16 protein-coding genes and 1 rRNA gene are annotated in these 17,660 nt (G+C 50.4%); 8 read left to right on the top strand and 9 right to left on the bottom strand.

Going from position 1 to position 17,660, the window contains the following annotated elements; genetic code table 11:
• Positions 1-190: 190 nt before the first annotated feature.
• From rpsP to WC659_02500, 5 genes are all read left to right on the top strand, one after another.
• Positions 191-508 (top strand): 30S ribosomal protein S16, encoded by a 318-nt coding sequence (rpsP, locus tag WC659_02520; protein ID MFA4872785.1) that lies wholly within the window; start codon positions 191-193, stop codon positions 506-508.
• 106 nt (positions 509-614) lie between these two features.
• Entirely contained in the window at positions 615-965 is a 351-nt protein-coding gene (locus WC659_02515; GenBank protein MFA4872784.1) for a KH domain-containing protein, read from the top strand.
• A gap of 203 nt (positions 966-1,168) precedes the next feature.
• Entirely contained in the window at positions 1,169-1,885 is a 717-nt protein-coding gene (gene trmD / locus WC659_02510) for a tRNA (guanosine(37)-N1)-methyltransferase TrmD (GenBank protein MFA4872783.1), read from the top strand.
• 63 nt (positions 1,886-1,948) lie between these two features.
• Complete coding sequence (locus WC659_02505) at positions 1,949-3,295, top strand: MFS transporter (GenBank protein MFA4872782.1); 1,347 nt, start codon at positions 1,949-1,951, stop codon at positions 3,293-3,295.
• A gap of 376 nt (positions 3,296-3,671) precedes the next feature.
• Positions 3,672-6,044, top strand: a 16S ribosomal RNA gene (locus WC659_02500).
• A gap of 251 nt (positions 6,045-6,295) precedes the next feature.
• Here the strand turns inward: WC659_02500 and WC659_02495 are convergent.
• Positions 6,296-7,078: a helix-turn-helix domain-containing protein gene (locus tag WC659_02495; GenBank protein MFA4872781.1), complete on the bottom strand. Its 783-nt coding sequence runs from the start codon at positions 7,076-7,078 to the stop codon at positions 6,296-6,298.
• A gap of 174 nt (positions 7,079-7,252) precedes the next feature.
• Here WC659_02495 and WC659_02490 point away from each other — a divergent pair, with 174 nt between their 5' ends.
• Positions 7,253-7,879 (top strand): hypothetical protein, encoded by a 627-nt coding sequence (locus tag WC659_02490; protein MFA4872780.1) that lies wholly within the window; start codon positions 7,253-7,255, stop codon positions 7,877-7,879.
• An 87-nt stretch (positions 7,880-7,966) separates the two neighbouring features.
• Here the strand turns inward: WC659_02490 and WC659_02485 are convergent, their stop codons facing one another.
• The 8 genes from WC659_02485 to WC659_02450 form a co-directional block, all read right to left on the bottom strand.
• A complete protein-coding gene (locus WC659_02485; protein ID MFA4872779.1) occupies positions 7,967-8,137 on the bottom strand; it encodes a putative dsRNA-binding protein in 171 nt (56 codons plus the stop codon).
• Positions 8,138-8,203: 66 nt separating this feature from the next.
• Positions 8,204-9,403, bottom strand: coding sequence for a thioredoxin domain-containing protein (locus WC659_02480; protein ID MFA4872778.1), 1,200 nt, complete (start codon positions 9,401-9,403; stop codon positions 8,204-8,206).
• A 38-nt stretch (positions 9,404-9,441) separates the two neighbouring features.
• Positions 9,442-10,140 carry a ribonuclease III gene (gene rnc, locus WC659_02475; GenBank protein ID MFA4872777.1) on the bottom strand — a complete coding sequence of 233 codons (699 nt, stop codon included), beginning with the start codon at positions 10,138-10,140 and terminating at the stop codon, positions 9,442-9,444.
• A 148-nt stretch (positions 10,141-10,288) separates the two neighbouring features.
• On the bottom strand, positions 10,289-11,221 hold the full coding sequence (gene nusB, locus WC659_02470; protein ID MFA4872776.1) for a transcription antitermination factor NusB: 933 nt from the start codon (positions 11,219-11,221) through the stop codon (positions 10,289-10,291).
• Between the two features lie 180 nt (positions 11,222-11,401).
• Positions 11,402-11,590, bottom strand: a complete 189-nt coding sequence (rpmF, locus tag WC659_02465; protein ID MFA4872775.1) for a 50S ribosomal protein L32 — start codon at positions 11,588-11,590, stop codon at positions 11,402-11,404.
• A gap of 89 nt (positions 11,591-11,679) precedes the next feature.
• Entirely contained in the window at positions 11,680-14,154 is a 2,475-nt protein-coding gene (gene gyrA / locus WC659_02460; GenBank protein MFA4872774.1) for a DNA gyrase subunit A, read from the bottom strand.
• A gap of 174 nt (positions 14,155-14,328) precedes the next feature.
• On the bottom strand, positions 14,329-14,757 hold the full coding sequence (locus WC659_02455) for a hypothetical protein (protein MFA4872773.1): 429 nt from the start codon (positions 14,755-14,757) through the stop codon (positions 14,329-14,331).
• 43 nt (positions 14,758-14,800) lie between these two features.
• Positions 14,801-15,466: an MBL fold metallo-hydrolase gene (locus WC659_02450; protein ID MFA4872772.1), complete on the bottom strand. Its 666-nt coding sequence runs from the start codon at positions 15,464-15,466 to the stop codon at positions 14,801-14,803.
• A gap of 635 nt (positions 15,467-16,101) precedes the next feature.
• Here WC659_02450 and WC659_02445 point away from each other — a divergent pair.
• Together WC659_02445 and WC659_02440 are read left to right on the top strand one after the other, a co-directional pair.
• A complete protein-coding gene (locus tag WC659_02445) occupies positions 16,102-17,352 on the top strand; it encodes a S1 RNA-binding domain-containing protein (protein ID MFA4872771.1) in 1,251 nt (416 codons plus the stop codon).
• Positions 17,353-17,382: 30 nt separating this feature from the next.
• The gene (locus tag WC659_02440; protein ID MFA4872770.1) at positions 17,383-17,532 is read left to right on the top strand and encodes a hypothetical protein; all 150 of its coding nucleotides are present in this window, start codon (positions 17,383-17,385) and stop codon (positions 17,530-17,532) included.
• The last annotated feature ends 128 nt before the right edge of the window (positions 17,533-17,660 follow it).

Below are 17,660 nucleotides of genomic sequence, written 5' to 3'. Positions count from 1 at the left end.
TTTGAGGTATTCCCCCAGATAGCGGGAGAAGATTTCATTCTTGGTTGCCATAGTCATAGACGGCTACGGTAACCCAATTCTGATCTATCCGCTATTCTCTTGGTAACAGTTATTGTGAGCTATAACGTTGTCTTGCCAGGATTCCTATTATCTGCTATTCTCGATACTGTTATTTATATTGCATATCACTATGGTAATGATACGACTTTCTCGGGTAGGTAAAACGAAATTCCCTTCTTACCGCATTATCGTGTCCGACAAGCGGAAAGACCTGTGGGGGACTGCGCTTGAGATCGTGGGGTTTTATAATCCCCTCTCCACCCCGAAGCTGATAGACCTGAAGAAGGATCGCATCGCGTATTGGATTTCCAAAGGCGCTCAGGCATCCGCGACGCTGCATAATATGTTTGTTGACCAGAAGATAGTGCCGGGTCCCAAGGTGAGCGTGAGCCGCATGAAGCGCGGGGCAAAAGAAGCCGCGAAAGAAGCGAAAGCCCCTGCTTCGTAGCTCATTGATAACAGCAGATAATTCCCTATGAGGGAGTAGAAAGGTCGATACGAGTGGTTAGACATCGCGTGAAGTAAACACGCGATGGCACTGAAAGAATGATGATATGGCAACAGTGAAAGATCAGGAGTTTATAGAATACGTTGCGCGCGCGATTGTAGATCATCCAGATGACGTGACCGTAGAGCGCACGGTTGATGAGATGGGGGTATTGCTTACTCTCAAGATCAACCCCGAGGACATGGGGTATGTGATTGGCCGCAACGGCCAGAACGCCCGTGCTCTGCGCACGCTCTTAAGGATCGTGGGCGCACGCAATAACGCCCGCGTGAACCTTAAGATTTACGAACCGGAAGGTTCGCGCCGTCCGCGTCCGATGGATCGCGATAATCGCGGCAGTTCAGCTCCTCTGCAAGAGGAAGTTGACACGAGCGCGCTCGATGACCTCAAGATCTAGATTCAATTTTCGAGTTCAACCACAATCCTCAGAGTAACATCTGGGGGTTTGTGCTATAATGATTTGGTAATTTCTAAATCCTAAGCACGAAATCCTAAACAAATTCAAAACCCAAATGACCAAAATCACAAACGTTTTGAACATTCGAATTTTGAATTTAGTGTTTGTTTAGAGTTTGGGATTTAGAGTTTCGAATTTTCGATATGATGCATTTTGACGTTATTACGCTCTTCCCCGAAATAATCACTTCCTACTGCGCGGTGTCCATTGTGGGGCGCGCGCAGCGTGACCGCATTATTGCCGTGCATGCCCACAACCTGCGCGCGTACGGCATAGGGAAACACCAGCAGGTGGACGATAAGCCCTACGGCGGCGGCGCGGGCATGGTATTGCAGGCCGGGCCTCTGGTGAAGGTAGTGGGAAAAATACCGCAGCGCACCGCGCGCAAAAGAGTAAAAATTATTTTATTTTCCGCAAAAGGAAAACCGTTTAATCAGCGGATGGCGTTTCACCTTTCTAAAAAATACGACCAGCTTGTGATGGTATGTGGCCGTTATGAAGGCATTGACGAGCGGGTAAGGGCAATCCTCAAGGCGGAGGAAATTTCCATCGGGCCGTACGTCCTCACTGACGGGGAAATACCCGCCCTCACGGTCATTTCCGCGGTCACCCGGCTTTTACCGGGAGCGATAACCCTCGAGTCTCTCGGGGAAGAGTCATTCTCCCGCCATTTGATTCATAATACGGAACAAAAAGAATCGTTTGAGTACCCGCATTATACGAGACCCGAGGTGCTCGTCTACAAGGGAAAGAATTACCGCGTGCCGAAAGTGCTTCTCTCCGGCGACCATGCGGCAGTGAAGAAGTGGAGGGAGAAACATATGAGGAATGTAAAAGTCAAAAATCAAAAATCAAAATGAAAGTATTCCGCCCCGCTTCGCGGGACTCCATAATTTTGAGTTTTGCATTTTGCATTTTCGTTTGTGTCCCTCCTCTCCGCCACGTTTGCCGAACTTCCCGCCCTTCTTCAGAATAGGGGATTTAAGCGTCTCTGGGTTTCCCAAGGATTAGGGCAGGTTGCCACCAATATACTTCACTTTGCGCTGGTGCTGCGCACGTTCTCGGTTACGGGATCGAGTTTTTTTGTGGGCGTGCTCATTGCCGTGATCTCTCTTCCTCCCATATTGTTCTCCACGGTCGGGGGGGTGATCGCCGACCGTTATGATCGTCGGAAAATTCTCTCATTGATTCATTTTAACCGCGTCCTTTTAAGCCTCCTGTTGCTGCCGTTCCTCGATTATTCCGGCGTTATTTTGCTCGTCGTGTTCCTGCTTACCACGTTATCGGAGTTTTTTATCCCCACCGAGTCGGCAGCCCTTCCCTCGCTCGTGCCCGGCGAACACCTGGTCGAGGCGAATTCTCTCTTTGCGTTCACCTACTATTTTTCGTTCCTTATAGGGTACAGCATTGCCGGCCCCTTGCTCCATTGGGGCGGGGCAGGCCTCACGGTCGCGGTCGTCGGCGCGCTCTATTTGGGCGCGGGCATCTCCACGATAAGGCTGCCTCCGCTCAACCAGCACCTTATCGACCATAACGGCGTTTTCAAAGTGAGCACTCGCAGCATATGGGTGCAGCTCTTCAGCGGTATTGAATTCATACGCACGCACCGTCTCCTTCCGATCCTCATTTTGGAAGCGTCACTGCTGTTCGGCATTGAACGGGGTATTGTGGCGCTCCTCCCTGCGCTTGCGTTCCAGGTGCTTGCGCTCACGCCACTCTCTTTGAGTTTGTATTTGGTATCGCCTCTCGCCGCAGGCACGGTGGTGGGAGTCCTCATTGCGAATCGCGTGAAGCGCCGTATCTCCCCTCCCCGGCTCATGCACGCGGGTATTTTCTGCGAGGCGTGCGCGCTGTTCCTCTTCGTGCCCTTCGCTGCTATGCTCTCCCGCATCCTTCCCTCCCTGCCTCTGGTTTCGCTGCAGCATTGGTCCGCGTTTTTTGGCGCGTGTATTGCCGGCGTGGGCAATGTGCTGGTCGTCATATCCACGCAGACTTTTATCCAGCGCGAGACGCATGATGAGAATCGGGGAAAAGTGTTTGGCAGTTTGCTTACCGTCATGAATGCGATAGGGCTTCCCATTATCCTCCTGCTCTCCCATCTGGGCTCTGTGATCCCCCTGTCCGCTCTTTTTACCTGGCTGTCATTGTTCACCATGGTGATGGGCGCGGCGGGATTTTTGGCCGTGTACGTGCAAATGCGCAAATCCTTGTCGTCCGTGGCCTCTTCCGCCCCACTCCTTGACAAGGGTGAGAATAATAAGGTACAGTAATAAGGCGCAAAAGTATTAAGATCAGGTACGTCTCTTCGGAAACTGCAGGATAGAGAGAGGATGCGGTGGAGCGAAGGAGAGAAACCGCCTGAGCATGAAAGGAAAACATACTATGTAGGGCACCAATCTTTTCGATCGTATCGCGAGAAGAACAGTGATATTTGGCTGCCCAGATATGACTGTTTTTCTTTCACTGCACTGCGCCGGATATGAAAAAAGGAACGCTCATTGACAATTGAGAGAATGACGCCAAAAAAAGTAAGGTAATTTATTTCAGCATTTCAACGGTTGTAACGTCAATAATTTTGAGAGTTCAAACCTAGCGCGATGCGTTTCGCAAATCTTTTTGCGGAGCGCAATCGATAGATAAAACTTTCTTTTTGAGAGTTTGATCCTAGCTCAGGGTGAACGCTGGCGGCGTGTTTAAGGCATGCAAGTCGAACGGTCCGACAATTAATTTCATAGCAATATGGGAAAGGTGGTCGGACAGTGGCGAACGGGTGAGTAACACCTTGGTAACCTACCCCCTTCTTGGGCATAACAGATCGAAAGATTTGCTAATTCCCAATGACCTCATAGTTGGGTAATGGAAGTCAATACATTTGAAAATTTGTGTTCGTTTTGATTTCTATCATCCAGTTATGAGGAAAGGTCCCGTTTTACGGGATCGGATGGGGAGGGGCCTAGGGCCCATCAGCTAGTTGGTAGGGTAATGGCCTACCAAGGCTATGACGGGTAGCCGGTGTGAGAGCACGGACGGCCTCACTGGGACTGAGACACTGCCCAGACTCCTACGGGAGGCTGCAGTCGAGAATCTTCCCCAATGGGCGAAAGCCTGAGGGAGCGACGCCGCGTGCAGGATGAAGCCCTTCGGGGTGTAAACTGCTTTTAGCAGGGAGCAAGTCCCGACTTGTCGGGATTGAGAGTACCTGCAGAATAAGGGCCTGCTAAACTCGTGCCAGCAGCCGCGGTAATACGAGTGGCCCAAGCGTTACCCGGATTCATTGGGCGTAAAGCGTCCGCAGGCGGTTCGACGCGTCCCGTGTCAAATCCCGAAGCTCAACTTCGGGACTGCGTGGGATACGGTCGAACTTGAGGCCGGGAGAGGGGAATGGAATCGCCGGTGTAGGAGTAAAATCCGTTTATATCGGCGAGAACGCCAAAGGCGAAAGCAGTTCCCTAGAACGGTCCTGACGCTCATGGACGAAAGCGTGGGGAGAGAATGGGATTAGATACCCCAGTATTCCACGCTGTAAACGATGGGTACTGGACATTGGAAGTGTCGACCCTTCCAGTGTCGTTGCACGTAAGCTAACGCATTAAGTACCCCGCCTGGGGAGTACGGTCGCAAGACTAAAACTCAAAGGAATTGACGGGAACCCGCACAAGCGGTGGAGCATGTGGTTTAATTCGACGGTAAGCGAGGAACCTTACCAGGGCTTGACATGGTGCTGCAAGCGCACGGAAACGTGTGACCTTCGAGGGTGCACCACAGGTGCTGCATGGCTATTTATACGATGGCCGTCCCGATAGTAATGTCGGGAAACAATCACCAACCCAAAACGGTGAAGCCCATGATATAATGAATATATGGGTAATACCGTGGGAAGCAAGTTTTTCTTTACTACTGCCGAAGACTTTTATATATTAGGTCTTTGGTTAGCTGATGGTTACTGGCGTTCAAGTTCCATTGGTCTCACTTCAGTTAATCCCGCGCTCATAAATAGATTCATCACATTTTTTTGTAGAGTGGCTCCAAGCCATCCTATTAAGAAACGTGTGTATCAAGTGGAGCGAGGAGCGAAACGTAAGCAGACTGCGTACCAGGTTTACGTAAATAGTAGACCTCTCACGCGAATGTTTATGTCTTTAAAAACTGGAACGTTACCCATTCCGCACCAACACCTCACTGCCTATCTCGCAGGAAAGATTGATGGTGATGGGTGCGTGGATACCAAACATCGATCTGGTATAAGGATTGCGTATTCAAGCAGAATTGATGCGGCAAGAGATCGATCAATGATCGGTGAAACTAATGCAAGCTTGTATCGTTATACATCGGCAAGGACATATGTCCTCTATTTAAGGAAACGTTATAGGGATCGTATCAAGCAGAAATTGATACATTTCTCTGTAAAACTTGCCCCGTAGAGACTGATCCCCGAGATAAAGGGTCGGGGTGAGAATACTCAACTATTTAATTGAACTCGCGAGTATTCAGACGGTTGGCCTCCCTGGAAGGGGAGGAAGGTATAGTCCGTACTCATAGTAATATGAGAAGCAATATGGTCGTCAGCTCGTGTCGTGAGATGTACCGTTAAGTCGGGTAACGAGCGCAACCCCCACGGTCTGTTACTTTTATGTCAGACCGAACTGCCTCGGCTAACGAGGAGGAAGGTGGGGATGACGTCAAGTCAGCATGGCCCTTACGTCCTGGGCGACACACGTGCTACAATGGGGTGCTACAAAGGGACGCCAAGCGGTAACGCGGAGCAAATCCCATCAAAACACCCCCCAGTTCAGATTGAGGGCTGCAACCCGCCCTCATGAAGCAGGAATCGCTAGTAACCGCGGATCAGCCTCGCCGCGGTGAATACGTTCTCGGGTTTTGTACACACCGCCCGTCACGCCAAGGGAGCCGGCAATACCCGAAGCTCTTCCTTTCGGAGGAATCAAGGTAGGGTCGGTGACAGGGGCGAAGTCGTAACAAGGCACCGGTAGCGGAAGCTGTCGGTGGATCACCTCCTTTCTAAGGATTTTGATGATCATGTCGCCTTCGGGTTACATGGCATCTAAGTCACCCATTTCCGCCATTATCCCTTTGGGGATTATGGTGAGATGCAGGTCGCCCCCCGCCAAGACGGGGGAACAATGGGACGCACATCGTTGCGAGGTGTGCCAGACGTTACAACCGTTCAGATGCTGAATATCAACGCAGATTAACGCAAATAATAAGACACCCTTATTAAGGGGTGTTTTTTTATTCCATCTATACGACCTTTATACCGGTTTTGATTGTTCCCAAACAGTTTCAAATAACACTTTGAGGGAATTGGCAAATGATCGGCTCTGAATTTCAAACGCAGATTTTTCTCCTGGCTTAAATAACACGCCGATGACCTTATCGTCATAGGTCATAACTTCCGCGGCAGGCGAAAAAGGAAATTTGTGCTCAAGCCAGCGGTATTCAGTAATGTTTTGTCTAGCTTTATTATCCTTGTAAGTTGATTTATAAAAATCAATAGCCTTCTCACTTTTTCTGGCTAATACTTTTTCTCTGACTTTAAGTCGTGTTCTGTCTTTAATATGTTCTTTGCCAAAGCTATCCAGTTCAGGTAAATATTGTTCGAGATCTAAAATCGAATAGATCGTTTCTTTTGCTTCAAGGGAATGACGGTAAATATTATTAATTCCATCAAATCCTTCAAAGAATTTTATGCTTGGTTTTAGATCAGTTTTATACAGCGATTGCAGGTCTGGTAAAATGTCATCAACTTTTCCCAAATCTTTATCCGCTTTGAACTTTCTGGCGGCCATAAGACTTTTCAGTCGGGATGGCGGTTCGGCGATATAGATGCGTTTTTTCCCAATCGTTGATCTATTGGCAATGCCATAGACGCAAATTCTTTCTAAGATGTCATAGCCAGTCGTTCGATTCAAATGCGCGGTTTTACTTATTTCACTTACCGTACCTTTTCCAAGCTCAAGTAAAGCAATATACACAATTGCCTCATTCTTTTGTAATCCCAAATTTATTAATTGTTCCAGGACTATATTATCCATAAAGATATCATAACGTCAATGTTAAAAAGTGTCAAGTATCACCGACATAAAATTATTTTAATTGATATTGGTGGCTAAAAATAGCCATTTTTTTTATTTTCTTATGTTAAATAATCTTGTCATAATTAGTCCTCTATGGTATTCTAGCGTGAAAATTTGAAAAGGAGAAAATAAATGAACATCAAAAAAATGGCCAACTACGTTGGCCAAATCCGCATCTATTCTCTCGTTGATTTATGGCTGCTGCTTGCGGCCGTAGGTGCGGATATTAGAGAGGCCGTTGGGGTAGCGGCCCTGTGGATCGGATTTTTATTATTTCTAGAATCCGGTCACAGCCATGAGTATCGGGAAAGATTCCCGAAATTTTCATGGCTACCCCTCTGGGTTTTGGGAGTAGTAGCCATCCCAAAACCAGAAAGTATTGCTTTTATTTTTTTTGCGTGGTTGTATACGCAGAAAAATAAAAGTTACTTGGCGACGATATCGCCTATCTTCAGGGGCCTGCAAACTCTGATGATAGTCGGTGAAATCGCCGGCTACTGCCACCCGTTAATTTTGGTGGCACCAGTATTGACGTCATTCCGCAACCTGCTGGGCGATTGGCGGGATTGCGGGAAAGACTTAAAAGAGAAAAAAATCACAATCCCCTGCTTGTTAGGAATGAAATCTGCTCGACATGTGCATCTATTAGGTCTATTCCTGACAAGTAGTGTGTGGTGGTGGTATAGCACCACACACATATCGATTTTGATCTTGGTGCTCTCCATTCAAATCGTCTCGTACAATTTGACGCCAAGATAAAAAATCCGCTTTAGATCATCTCCGAAAAGCGGATTTTTCATTGAAGAGTATGAGAATATAGAAAAGAGTACTTCTCTAATGCAGAATTTATTTCCATCCCTTCGCTTCCAAACCTTTCTCGGCTGCCGCCATTTGGGCTTCCTGTTTTGACATGCCTTCGCCTGAAGCGACATGTTCGTCGTTGAGATAAATATCGACAGTGAAATTGCGCGCGTTAATCCCGTCATTCGATGGGACAGGTGCGCTATATCGATATATAATTAAAACCCGCCTCTGAGGCGGGTACGGTAGTTTGTGGTTTCGCTCCGCCCTATGTCCAGATCATTACATTGCTCCAAAGCTTTCAATCATCTGATTCAAAAATTCAGTATTATTGCTTTCTTTCCCAATGGAGATTATAAATGCTTTATTTTCCGCTTTTGTCACATAACTCATAACTTCCCCCTCGGGACTGCGGGCTTCGTAGAGGTCCCAAACATAGTTGCCGAGTTTTATTGTATTTAGCTTTTTGACAAATTCACCGAACTCGATTTTTTTTGTCAGCCAATCCTGGTATGTCTGGTCTTCGTTGAATGCCATTGTCTTTACGCTCACCGCCTCCACATCGTGGCGTCTATAGATAGGTTGAATAATCGGATATGTTCCTCGCCTGTCTTTGCGGTCAAAGGCTACGTAGTTTTCAGTGCTCCACACAATTTCCCAATCAACCGGATAGTGTACTGAAAAGTCATTATCGCTAAAAACATTCCATTTAACGCCGTCATTCTGGGCCAACATGGTTTCCAGTTGTCTAAAGAGTTCCTCAAATTGTTCTTCTTTTCGCCTCTCACCCACGGTGCCAAGATCCATCTGCTGGCCGTTCACGGTGAAGGTGGGCGCGCCTACTGGTTGGATTTGAGATTCAGCCAATGCAAGAGAACGCCTGATGAGGGTCTCTTTTTTCCCACTGGTTTGACATGTATTGAAAGAGGCCATATCGAGCCCGATATTCTGCGCAATTTCAGCAGCTTTATTTACCTTTAACTCTATGCTATCAAGATAGTTCCAGAATTTATTTTGTTCATACGCGCACAGCAGCCCTATTTGATTTTCTGTAGGCCAATTATAGGGAGGATCAATTCGGATCGGCCGGTACACTACCGTGAAAATGCCAGGTTTTATATAGCGCTGTTCAATAAATGACCAAGGTCTTTCCGGGCCAAATAGATCTGTGCTTGTCTGCCCGCCTTGGGAAAATATTGTCAACGCCACAGGAGCATCAAGGTTCCCGAAATAGGGGAACTCTTCTTTGAGTATCTCGTCTTTAACGCTCTGATCGAGGCCTCCCTGATAATATGTTTTTTCGGTTTCAGTTTGAGCAGCTTCAGAAGTAATATTTGGTTGCGGCGGGGACTCAGCATCCTTCCTTGTTTTTATGAGAGCCAATGCGATCACTGCTATTATGCCGATGCCTAGGAGAATCCACAGGATGCTGACACTGCCTGTGCGCATTTTGTCATTGCTGTTTTTTATCGAAAATTTCATATTATGGCGTGGCACAAAGGCATACGCTGGCTTCTTTACTATTTCCATCCTTTGGCTTCCAGCCCTTTTTCTGCGGCCGCCATTTGTGCTTCCTGTTTTGACATGCCTTCACCCGAGGCGATGTGCTCGTCGTTGAGGTAGACGCCGATCGTGAAATGGCGCGCATGGTCCGGCCCTGATTCTTCGAGGACGCGGTAGGTGGGAGTGACGCCCGCCACTTCCTGTGCCACTTCCTGGAAACGGGATTTAGGGTCAAGGTAAAGCTGGTGTTCAAGGATATAGGGGAGTTTGACGAGCACCTGCTCTTCAATGAACTGTTTGGCGGGCTCCCATCCTTGATCGAGGTAGATCGCGCCGATGAGCGCTTCGTAGGCGTTGGCTAGGATGTACTGCCGCGCTTTCGTATTCGTTTCCTTGGCTTCCCCGCGCGAGAGCATGAGGTGCGCGTCAAGGTCTATTTCCTTCGCGAGCTCCGAGAGCATATTGGCGTTGACGAGCGAGGCGCGCCAGTTGGTAAGCTCGCCCTCCGGGTTTGGATAGTGGAGATAGAGGTACTCGGTGACCACCAATTCGAGCACGGCATCCCCTAAAAATTCCATCCGCTCGTTGTGCGGAAGGGGGAATTCCGGGTGCTCATTCAGGTACGAGCGGTGGGTAAGCGCCGAGGTGAGGAGGTCTTTGTTGAGGAACGTGATGTTAATGGTCTTTTCGAGATCGGAGGCGGGTTTAGAGGACATAAGGGGATTGAAAATCCCAAGTTCCAATTTCCAATGACCAATAAAATCCCAAATCCCAATTCGCGAGATTATTGGGATTTTGGATTTTATTTGATATTTGGATTTTGATATTGGGATTTATCAGGTGGTTAACGGAATAAAAAGCGTGTTATGAATTTATTTTGGTTTTGGAGATGGACTGTTCAGGATTGAGTTGTTTCAGCGCGTGCCTGAAGATTTCTTTCGCGTTCTCGTATCCCAAGAGTAGCAGCACCTCGTTTTGCGGGACCCAGTCGCCTCCCTTGATCTCATTGTCAGGGACTATATGAAGCGTGTCTTCCAGCGCTTCCATGAGGAAGTAATGGACCACTTTGGGTACGGGCGGTTTGCCGGGCGTGTTCACGGTGATGTGGATTTTTCCCAAAGGGCAGACCACGCGCACCTTCTTGATGCCGATTTCCTCGCCCACCTCGGCACACGCGGTTTGCTCGAGCGACTCGCCTGCTTCCACGTGGCCCTTGGGAAACGTCCATCGGTAGATCGCATCCTGGATGAGCGCGAATTGGCAGGCGCCGTGTACATCCTTGCGGAACACCACACCGCCGGCAGACACTTCTTGCGCGGGAGAGGCGGAGGCCGAGGATTCGGGCGCTTGCGTTTCCCGTATCGAGGGCGTCGAGACGCGCTCGCCGCGCGTTTCCATGTCTTTGTAAATATTCCCGAGCACGCCGTTCACGAATTTGCTGGATGATTCCCCGCCGAACGTTTTGGCAAGCTCGATGGATTCGTTGATGGCCACCTTGGGAGGCACCTCGCTGGTCCTCAATTCGTAAATGCCGATGCGCAGGATATTGCGGTCAATGGGCGGGATCTGGTCGAGCGGCCATTCGGGCGCATACTGCGTGATGAGCGGATCGATTTCCCCGCGGCGGGAGAGGATGCCGTTTACCAAGGTGACGGTGAACCCGTCGTCATCGAAACTCGGCGCGAAATCCTTGAGATTCTGCGCTACAATCGTGTGCATATCTTCACGCTGGTGGTTGAAATCCCACTGGTAGAGCGACTGCAGCGCGATGGTGCGGGCGAGATGCCTATTTGACATAAATTTTCAATTTCAAAATCGTTTTGTCATTCCCGCCCCGTATGCCGCTACGGGGTAAACTCCTGCGGGAATCCAGAATTAAAACCAATAAAGCAATTGATTCCTGATTTTTTGTTTTGTCTGGATCCCCGACCCCGTATCTCGGTACGGGGCAGGTTCTGGTCGGGGATGACATCTGTGTTATTTTTTCACGTCTTGCGCTTTCGTGACCTGTCGCCCCCTATACGTCCCGCAAAATGCGCATGCGCGGTGCGGGAGCGTCGGGTGTTTGCATTTGGGGCATTCGATGAGCTGTTTTGGCGTGAGTGCGAAATGAGAGGCGCGGTCGCGCTTGGATTGCTTGGTGCGTCGTTTTGAAGGCAGTCCCATATATTGAGAAATACTAAGTTCTAATTCCTAAATCCTAAACAAGTGTTAGTAGAGTAAGGGATTTTGTGTATTTTGGCAAGAGTGATAGTTTACACAAACGTCACCGTCGCAACTTTGTCATCGGTATCGCGGAAGCGCATGAGCCTAACCCCTTGCGTGGCACGCCCGAGGGAGGGCACTGATTTTAGCGGGAGCCTGATCACCTGCCCTTTTTGCGAGATCATGATGACGTCATTCGCCGCGTCTTCAGACGCATTTTTCGGGTCATAGATGAATCCCGCGACGATCTCGCCAGTTTTGGCGTTCACCTTTGCGGTCTTGACCCCGGAGCCTCCCCTGCGCTGGGCGCGGTAATCCTTCAAGGGGGTGAGCTTCCCGAAGCCGTTGCTCAAGATGGCGAGGAAGCTGCCATGTGCCGCGGTTTCTTTCGTGATCACGTCCATACCCACGATCTCGTCTTTCCCCTTGAGCCTGATACCGCGGACCCCTGACGCGTTCCTCCCCATGGGGCGGACCTGCGACTCCGGGAAACGGATGGTCTGGCCCCCGCGCGTGGCGAGGATGAGCTCGTCTTTGCCTGCGGAAGGCTTCACCCACTCCAGCTGGTCGCCTGCTTTCAGTTTTATCGCAATGAGGCCGGAGCGGCGCACGCTTTCGAAATCCTGCAGCTTTGTTTTCTTGATTGTGCCGCTCTTCGCCGCCATCACGAGGAAGGAGTGGCCCTTGAGGTTCGTGACGGGCAGCACGCTCGTGACCCGCTCTCCCGGCGCGAGCTCCAGGAAATTCTGCACTGCCTGCCCTTTGGCGGTACGCGAGGTTTGCGGCACGTCGTAGGCTTTCAATTGGAACACCCTGCCGCGCGAGGTGAAGAAGAGGATGTTGGCGTGCGTATTGGTGGCGAAGAGGTGCTCCACCGCATCCTCCTCTTTCGTGACGAGCCCGATGACTCCCTTGCCGCCCCTGCCTTGGGTGCGGAAGGATTCGGGGGGGAGGCGTTTGAGGTAGCCGTCCTTCGTCACGACGATGACCGTCGGCTCGTCGGGAATCAGGTCTTCCGTGGTGAAGGTGTCTACGGGGCGCGCGACGACCTGCGTCCTGCGATCGTCCCCATATTTTTCCGCGACCTGCATGAGTTCTTGTTTGACCACCTGCAGCATTTTTTTGGCATGCGCGAGCAAATCGGTAAGCTCGGTAATCAGTTTTTTCTTCTCTTTGAGTTCCGTTTCAATCCGCAGGCGCTCAAGGTTGGCAAGCTGCGACAGTTTCATCTCGAGGATGGCCTCCGCCTGCCGCTCCGAAAGGCGGAATTTTTTAATAAGGTTCTGCTTCGCTTCCGAGCGGTCTTTTGACTGCTTGATAGTCTTGATGATCGCGTCAATCTTGGCGGTCGCGAGGATCAGGCCCTCAAGGATGTGGGCGCGCTCTTTCGCCTTGAGCAATTCGAAGGTGCCGCGGCGTTTGATCACTTCCTGGCGGTGCTTGATGTGCTCTTCGAGAATTCCTTTTAAGGTCATCACTTTGGGCTGGAGCCCGTCTTCAAGCGCAAGCAGGTTCACATGGAAGGTGTCTTGGAGCTGGGTGGAGTCATAGAGCTGGTTGAGCACCTTTTTCGGGAACGCGTCTTTCTTGAGCTCGATGACCACGCGGACTCCTTCACGGTTTGATTCGTCTCGCAGGTCCCTGATCCCTTCCATTTTTTTCTCTTTCACCAAGTTGGCGATGTTTTCTATCAGCTGCGCCTTGTTCACCTGATATGGCACTTCAGTGATCACAATGTGAAAATCTCCCGATTCCCCTTCCACGATTTCCGCTTTGCCCCGCATCACGATGGCGCTTTTTCCCGTTGCGTAGGCTTCGGTAATCGCTTTGCGGTTGTAGATGATGCCGCCGGTCGGGAAGTCGGGCCCGTGGATGAATTCCATGAGGTCTGCGACGCTCGCCTGGGGGTGGTCGATAAGATGGACGATTGCCTGCACCAGCTCTTTGAGGTTATGGGGAGGAATATTAGTGGCCATGCCCACGGCGATCCCCACGGTGCCATTCAAAAGCAGGTTGGGGAGTTTCCCCGGAAGCACCGCAGGCTCTTTCTGGGTGCCGTCGTAGTTGGGGGTGAAATTCACCGTATCCTTTTCAAGGTCAAAGAGCAGCTCTTCCGCAATGGGCGCAAGCTTTACCTCCGTGTATCGCATCGCGGCGGCGGTGTCTCCGTCCATGGAGCCGAAGTTCCCCTGGCCGCGGATGAGCGGATAGCGCATGGCAAAATCCTGCGCCATGCGCACGAGCGCGTCATAGACGGCGATATCGCCGTGCGGATGGTATTTGCCCAGCACTTCGCCGACAACCGTGGCCGATTTCCTGAATTTCGCCCCTGCCGTCAACCCCATGTCCCACATCGCGTAAAGGATTTTGCGGTGTACCGGTTTCAGTCCGTCGCGCACGTCCGGCAGCGCTCGCGAAACGATCACGGACATGGCGTAATCTAGGTAGGAGGTCTGCATTTCTTCCACGATCGGGCGCGGATGCACCATGCCGACGGAAGGAGGGGGAGGGGGGGTGTGTTTCATAATTGAATCAAATGTTGTAGCGGGTGGATGTGAGGATATTAGGTTTTCTTGTGTTATATAATGTTATTTATGATTTTCAAACGCTCGGGAATGCGCGATTTTTTCGGCGTCGCGATCTGGCAGCTTGATGCGCCTTTCCGCCTTAAAAATCGGCATATCCCTCGCGTGCTCTATTTATGGTGATATATTATTTGTAGTCGTAGGTATGGGAGTTAAGGGAGGGGTGGAGGTGGGAGTGGTGGTGGCGGTGGCAGTGGCGGCGATGCGTTGCGCGAGTGTGGTGAGGTAGGCGGGCTGCGGCGCGGTTATGTTTTTTATGATCTCCGAAGGCGAGGGGAGCGCGCGCAAATCCTGCTGGAGCTGTGTAATCGTTTGGATGATTTGTGCGCGGACGGGCGAGGTGCGCTGCGCTTCCTCATTCGTGGAGGCGTTGCCCTTTTCCAAAGTTCTCTGCAGCAGCGCGATCCAGCCTGCCACGATGAAAATCATACATACCGTTACCGTGAGCGCTACCATTGATTTCTTTTTTTCATGCGGAGGCGGCGCATGGCGAGGATGCGGAGGGTGCGGATGGGCGGCGGTGTGGTGTGAGGAGCGGGCCATAAAGGAAGTTTTGTATAGTGATAGAGAAAGGTTTTCCGCTAATTTATTCCGGCATGAGGAGCATGAGCTTTGTCTCTTCGGCGGGGAGATCTTTTTTAGTGAGTTTTATTTTTATCACAGGCTCATCAGCCTCTAATCCCAATTCTTTGATGAATTTTTCCGCGCCGAGGAGTTTAGCTTTTATATGCGCGGCTTGGTAAGCAACAGGGATCACGATCCGAGGTTCTATTTGGTTCACGATTGCTACTGCTTCATGCACGCTAAGCGAGGCAGGGTCTCCCACAGGCACGAAAAGCACGTCGACGTGTTCAAAGCGTTCTAGCTGGGTATCGGTAAGCGTTTTTTGTCCCAGATACCCCAGATGCAGCAGGGAGAGCCCTTCCGTTTCTATCATATAGAGCGTGACCTTTTTGTGCGGTAGGGACACCGTATTGACGGCGGGCACGCCATAGATGACCACGCCATTCACTTCGCACTCGCCGGGCGTGTTAATGATAAAGGGCGGCTTCTCAAGGCGTCCCCGGATTTCCTGCGTGGCGCTGTGGAGCGGGTGTTCCTGCACGGACACGGTCACAATATCCGCAACCAGCTTTCCCCGCTTTACCTGCGCTTCACGGGGATCATAGGGGTCGCATAGCACGACGATGTCTTCGTTCGCGGGGCGGGTCGTGATGCGGATTGCCGAAATGCCGAGCCAAGAAATATGCATACCCAGTATATCAACATCCAACGCCAAACGCGGCTGGCATTGGATAATTATAATAGACGAATACGACCATGGTGGAATGATTCATAATGAGGTTTACAATAAGCGTTTGGCGATCGGTGAGGGAAGCCTACGCTAAACTTTTTTTACATTACTTTTTTTTTAACCATCCTTATCCCTCTTGATAAATTTAGGTTCCTGCTTCCCTCTTGGATGTTGTATTACTGGGCATAAATGATTTTAGGGAGAATTGTGAAAAATATTTCTTGTGAGCGTGTGTATAAGGCGGCCTTAGGCGCTGTAAAAAAATAACATATTCATCGCTTTAAGCTGCAATTATAGTATATAGCCATACTACAGTGGTTAAATGAGGATTATGTTGGTAAGATTATTTTTTTAAGCGCCCTTACATGAAGAAGGGGAATACGCACCGATGGTGCCCCGAACAAACTCTTACACATATTTTACCATAAGAGCTCTTGTTTTGCCAGTTGATTTATGAGCTGTTTAACGGTATACTGCGTTGGCATTATATACATTGAGGAAGCGAGAAAATCACTTATTTTAGTGGTACGCTCGCTCCCCAAACCTGCCTGTGTAATGAGTCACAGGAGGTTAATACGCAGAAAGAATTGAATATGGCAAAATTGAGAAAAAGCGAAACAAAGCCGGGAGAAAAACCGTCCATCATGGAGACGCTCCTGTCCACAGGGGACGCTGCCGTTATTCCTAAGGTGAATGAGCTCGTGAACGCGAAAGTCATTTCCGTGTCGAAGGGGGAAGTGCTCCTTGATATAGACGGACTCACCACCGGCGTCGTGCGCGGAAAGGAGCTCGCGGACGAATCGGGGGAATTTTCCAATCTCACGGTCGGGGATGAGGTGCAGGCCACGGTGCTTGAGCTTGAAAATGAGATGGGTATGATGGAGCTCTCATTCCGTTCCGCGGGGCACCGCAAAGCATGGGGGCATTTGGAAGACCTCCGCAAGAGCGGCGAGGTGGTTGAGGTGCGGGTGATGGATGCCAATAAAGGAGGATTGATCGTGACGCTGGGGCGGGTGACCGGTTTTTTGCCGGTCTCGCAGCTTACCTTTGAACACTATCCCCGCGTGGAAGGCGGGAACAAGCAAAAGATCCTGGAACGGCTCCGCACGTATATGGGGCAATCGTTCAAGGTGAAGGTCATTGACGTGAAACCATTGGAAGAAAAACTCATTGTGTCGGAAAAGGCGGCCGCGCTCACCGAGCGCATTTCTTCTCTGCAGGGCTTGAAAGGAGGCATGACCGTGGAAGGAAAGGTAACCAGCGTGGTAGACTTCGGGGCTTTTGTGGAATTTACCCTGCCGCGGGAAGAAACGGGCGCCGTGGGCGCGCCGGCTCAGGAGGGAGCTGCAGGAGAAAAGGTGGAAGGCCTTATCCATATTTCAGAGCTCGCGTGGCACAGAGTTGATCATCCGAAAGACGTGGTCTCGGTGGGCATGCAGGTGCGCGCGTTGGTCATCGGCATTGAAGGCGGGAGAGTGTCGCTCTCCCTGAAGCGCCTTGAGGAAGATCCGTGGAAGACGGTGGCGGAGCGGTTCCGCGTGGGCGACCGGGTGAAGGGCAAAGTCGTGAAGGTGAATCATTTCGGCGCGTTCGTGGAACTTGACCATTCGATCCATGGGCTCGCCCACATTTCCGAACTTTCCTCCACGCCTGTTGCGAATCCGCTGAATGTGGTAACCGTGGGGCAGGAATATGAATTTCGGGTGACCAATGTAGACCCCGCGTCCCATCGTTTGGGCCTTTCTCTGCGGCTTGATGTCAAGGATCAGGCAGAACAACCCGCCGCGGCGCCTGATGTGCCCTTGCCAGAGCCGGAGAGCGGCGATGCCGCGCCTGCCGCTTAAGTTATAACTATTTACCTTTTCTCTGTAATTTTGGTTCGTATTCCTTATGTGTTCGGGAACGCGCGATTTTTTCGGGCAGACGACCACACCGCCGGTGACGCTCAAGCCAAACAAAAATCGGCATTCCCCTCGCTTCTTAAGAAGGCTGAATTGTTTAAGTTGTCTCCTCTCGAGCGCTGACGTATACTTAGAATGAAGAAGATAGAATGGAGAATCTTGAATAGAGTAGAGCGTAGTGAATCTATAGGTATTTTTATTCATTTTTACCCGATATGCCCAGTAATACAACATCCAAGAGGGAAGCAGGA

The organism is Patescibacteria group bacterium, from assembly GCA_041645165.1.
GTDB lineage: Bacteria > Patescibacteriota > Patescibacteriia > 2-02-FULL-49-11 > 2-02-FULL-49-11 > 2-02-FULL-49-11.
Note: the sequence above shows the minus strand (reverse complement) of the source record. Positions and strands in the feature narration are given on the sequence as shown.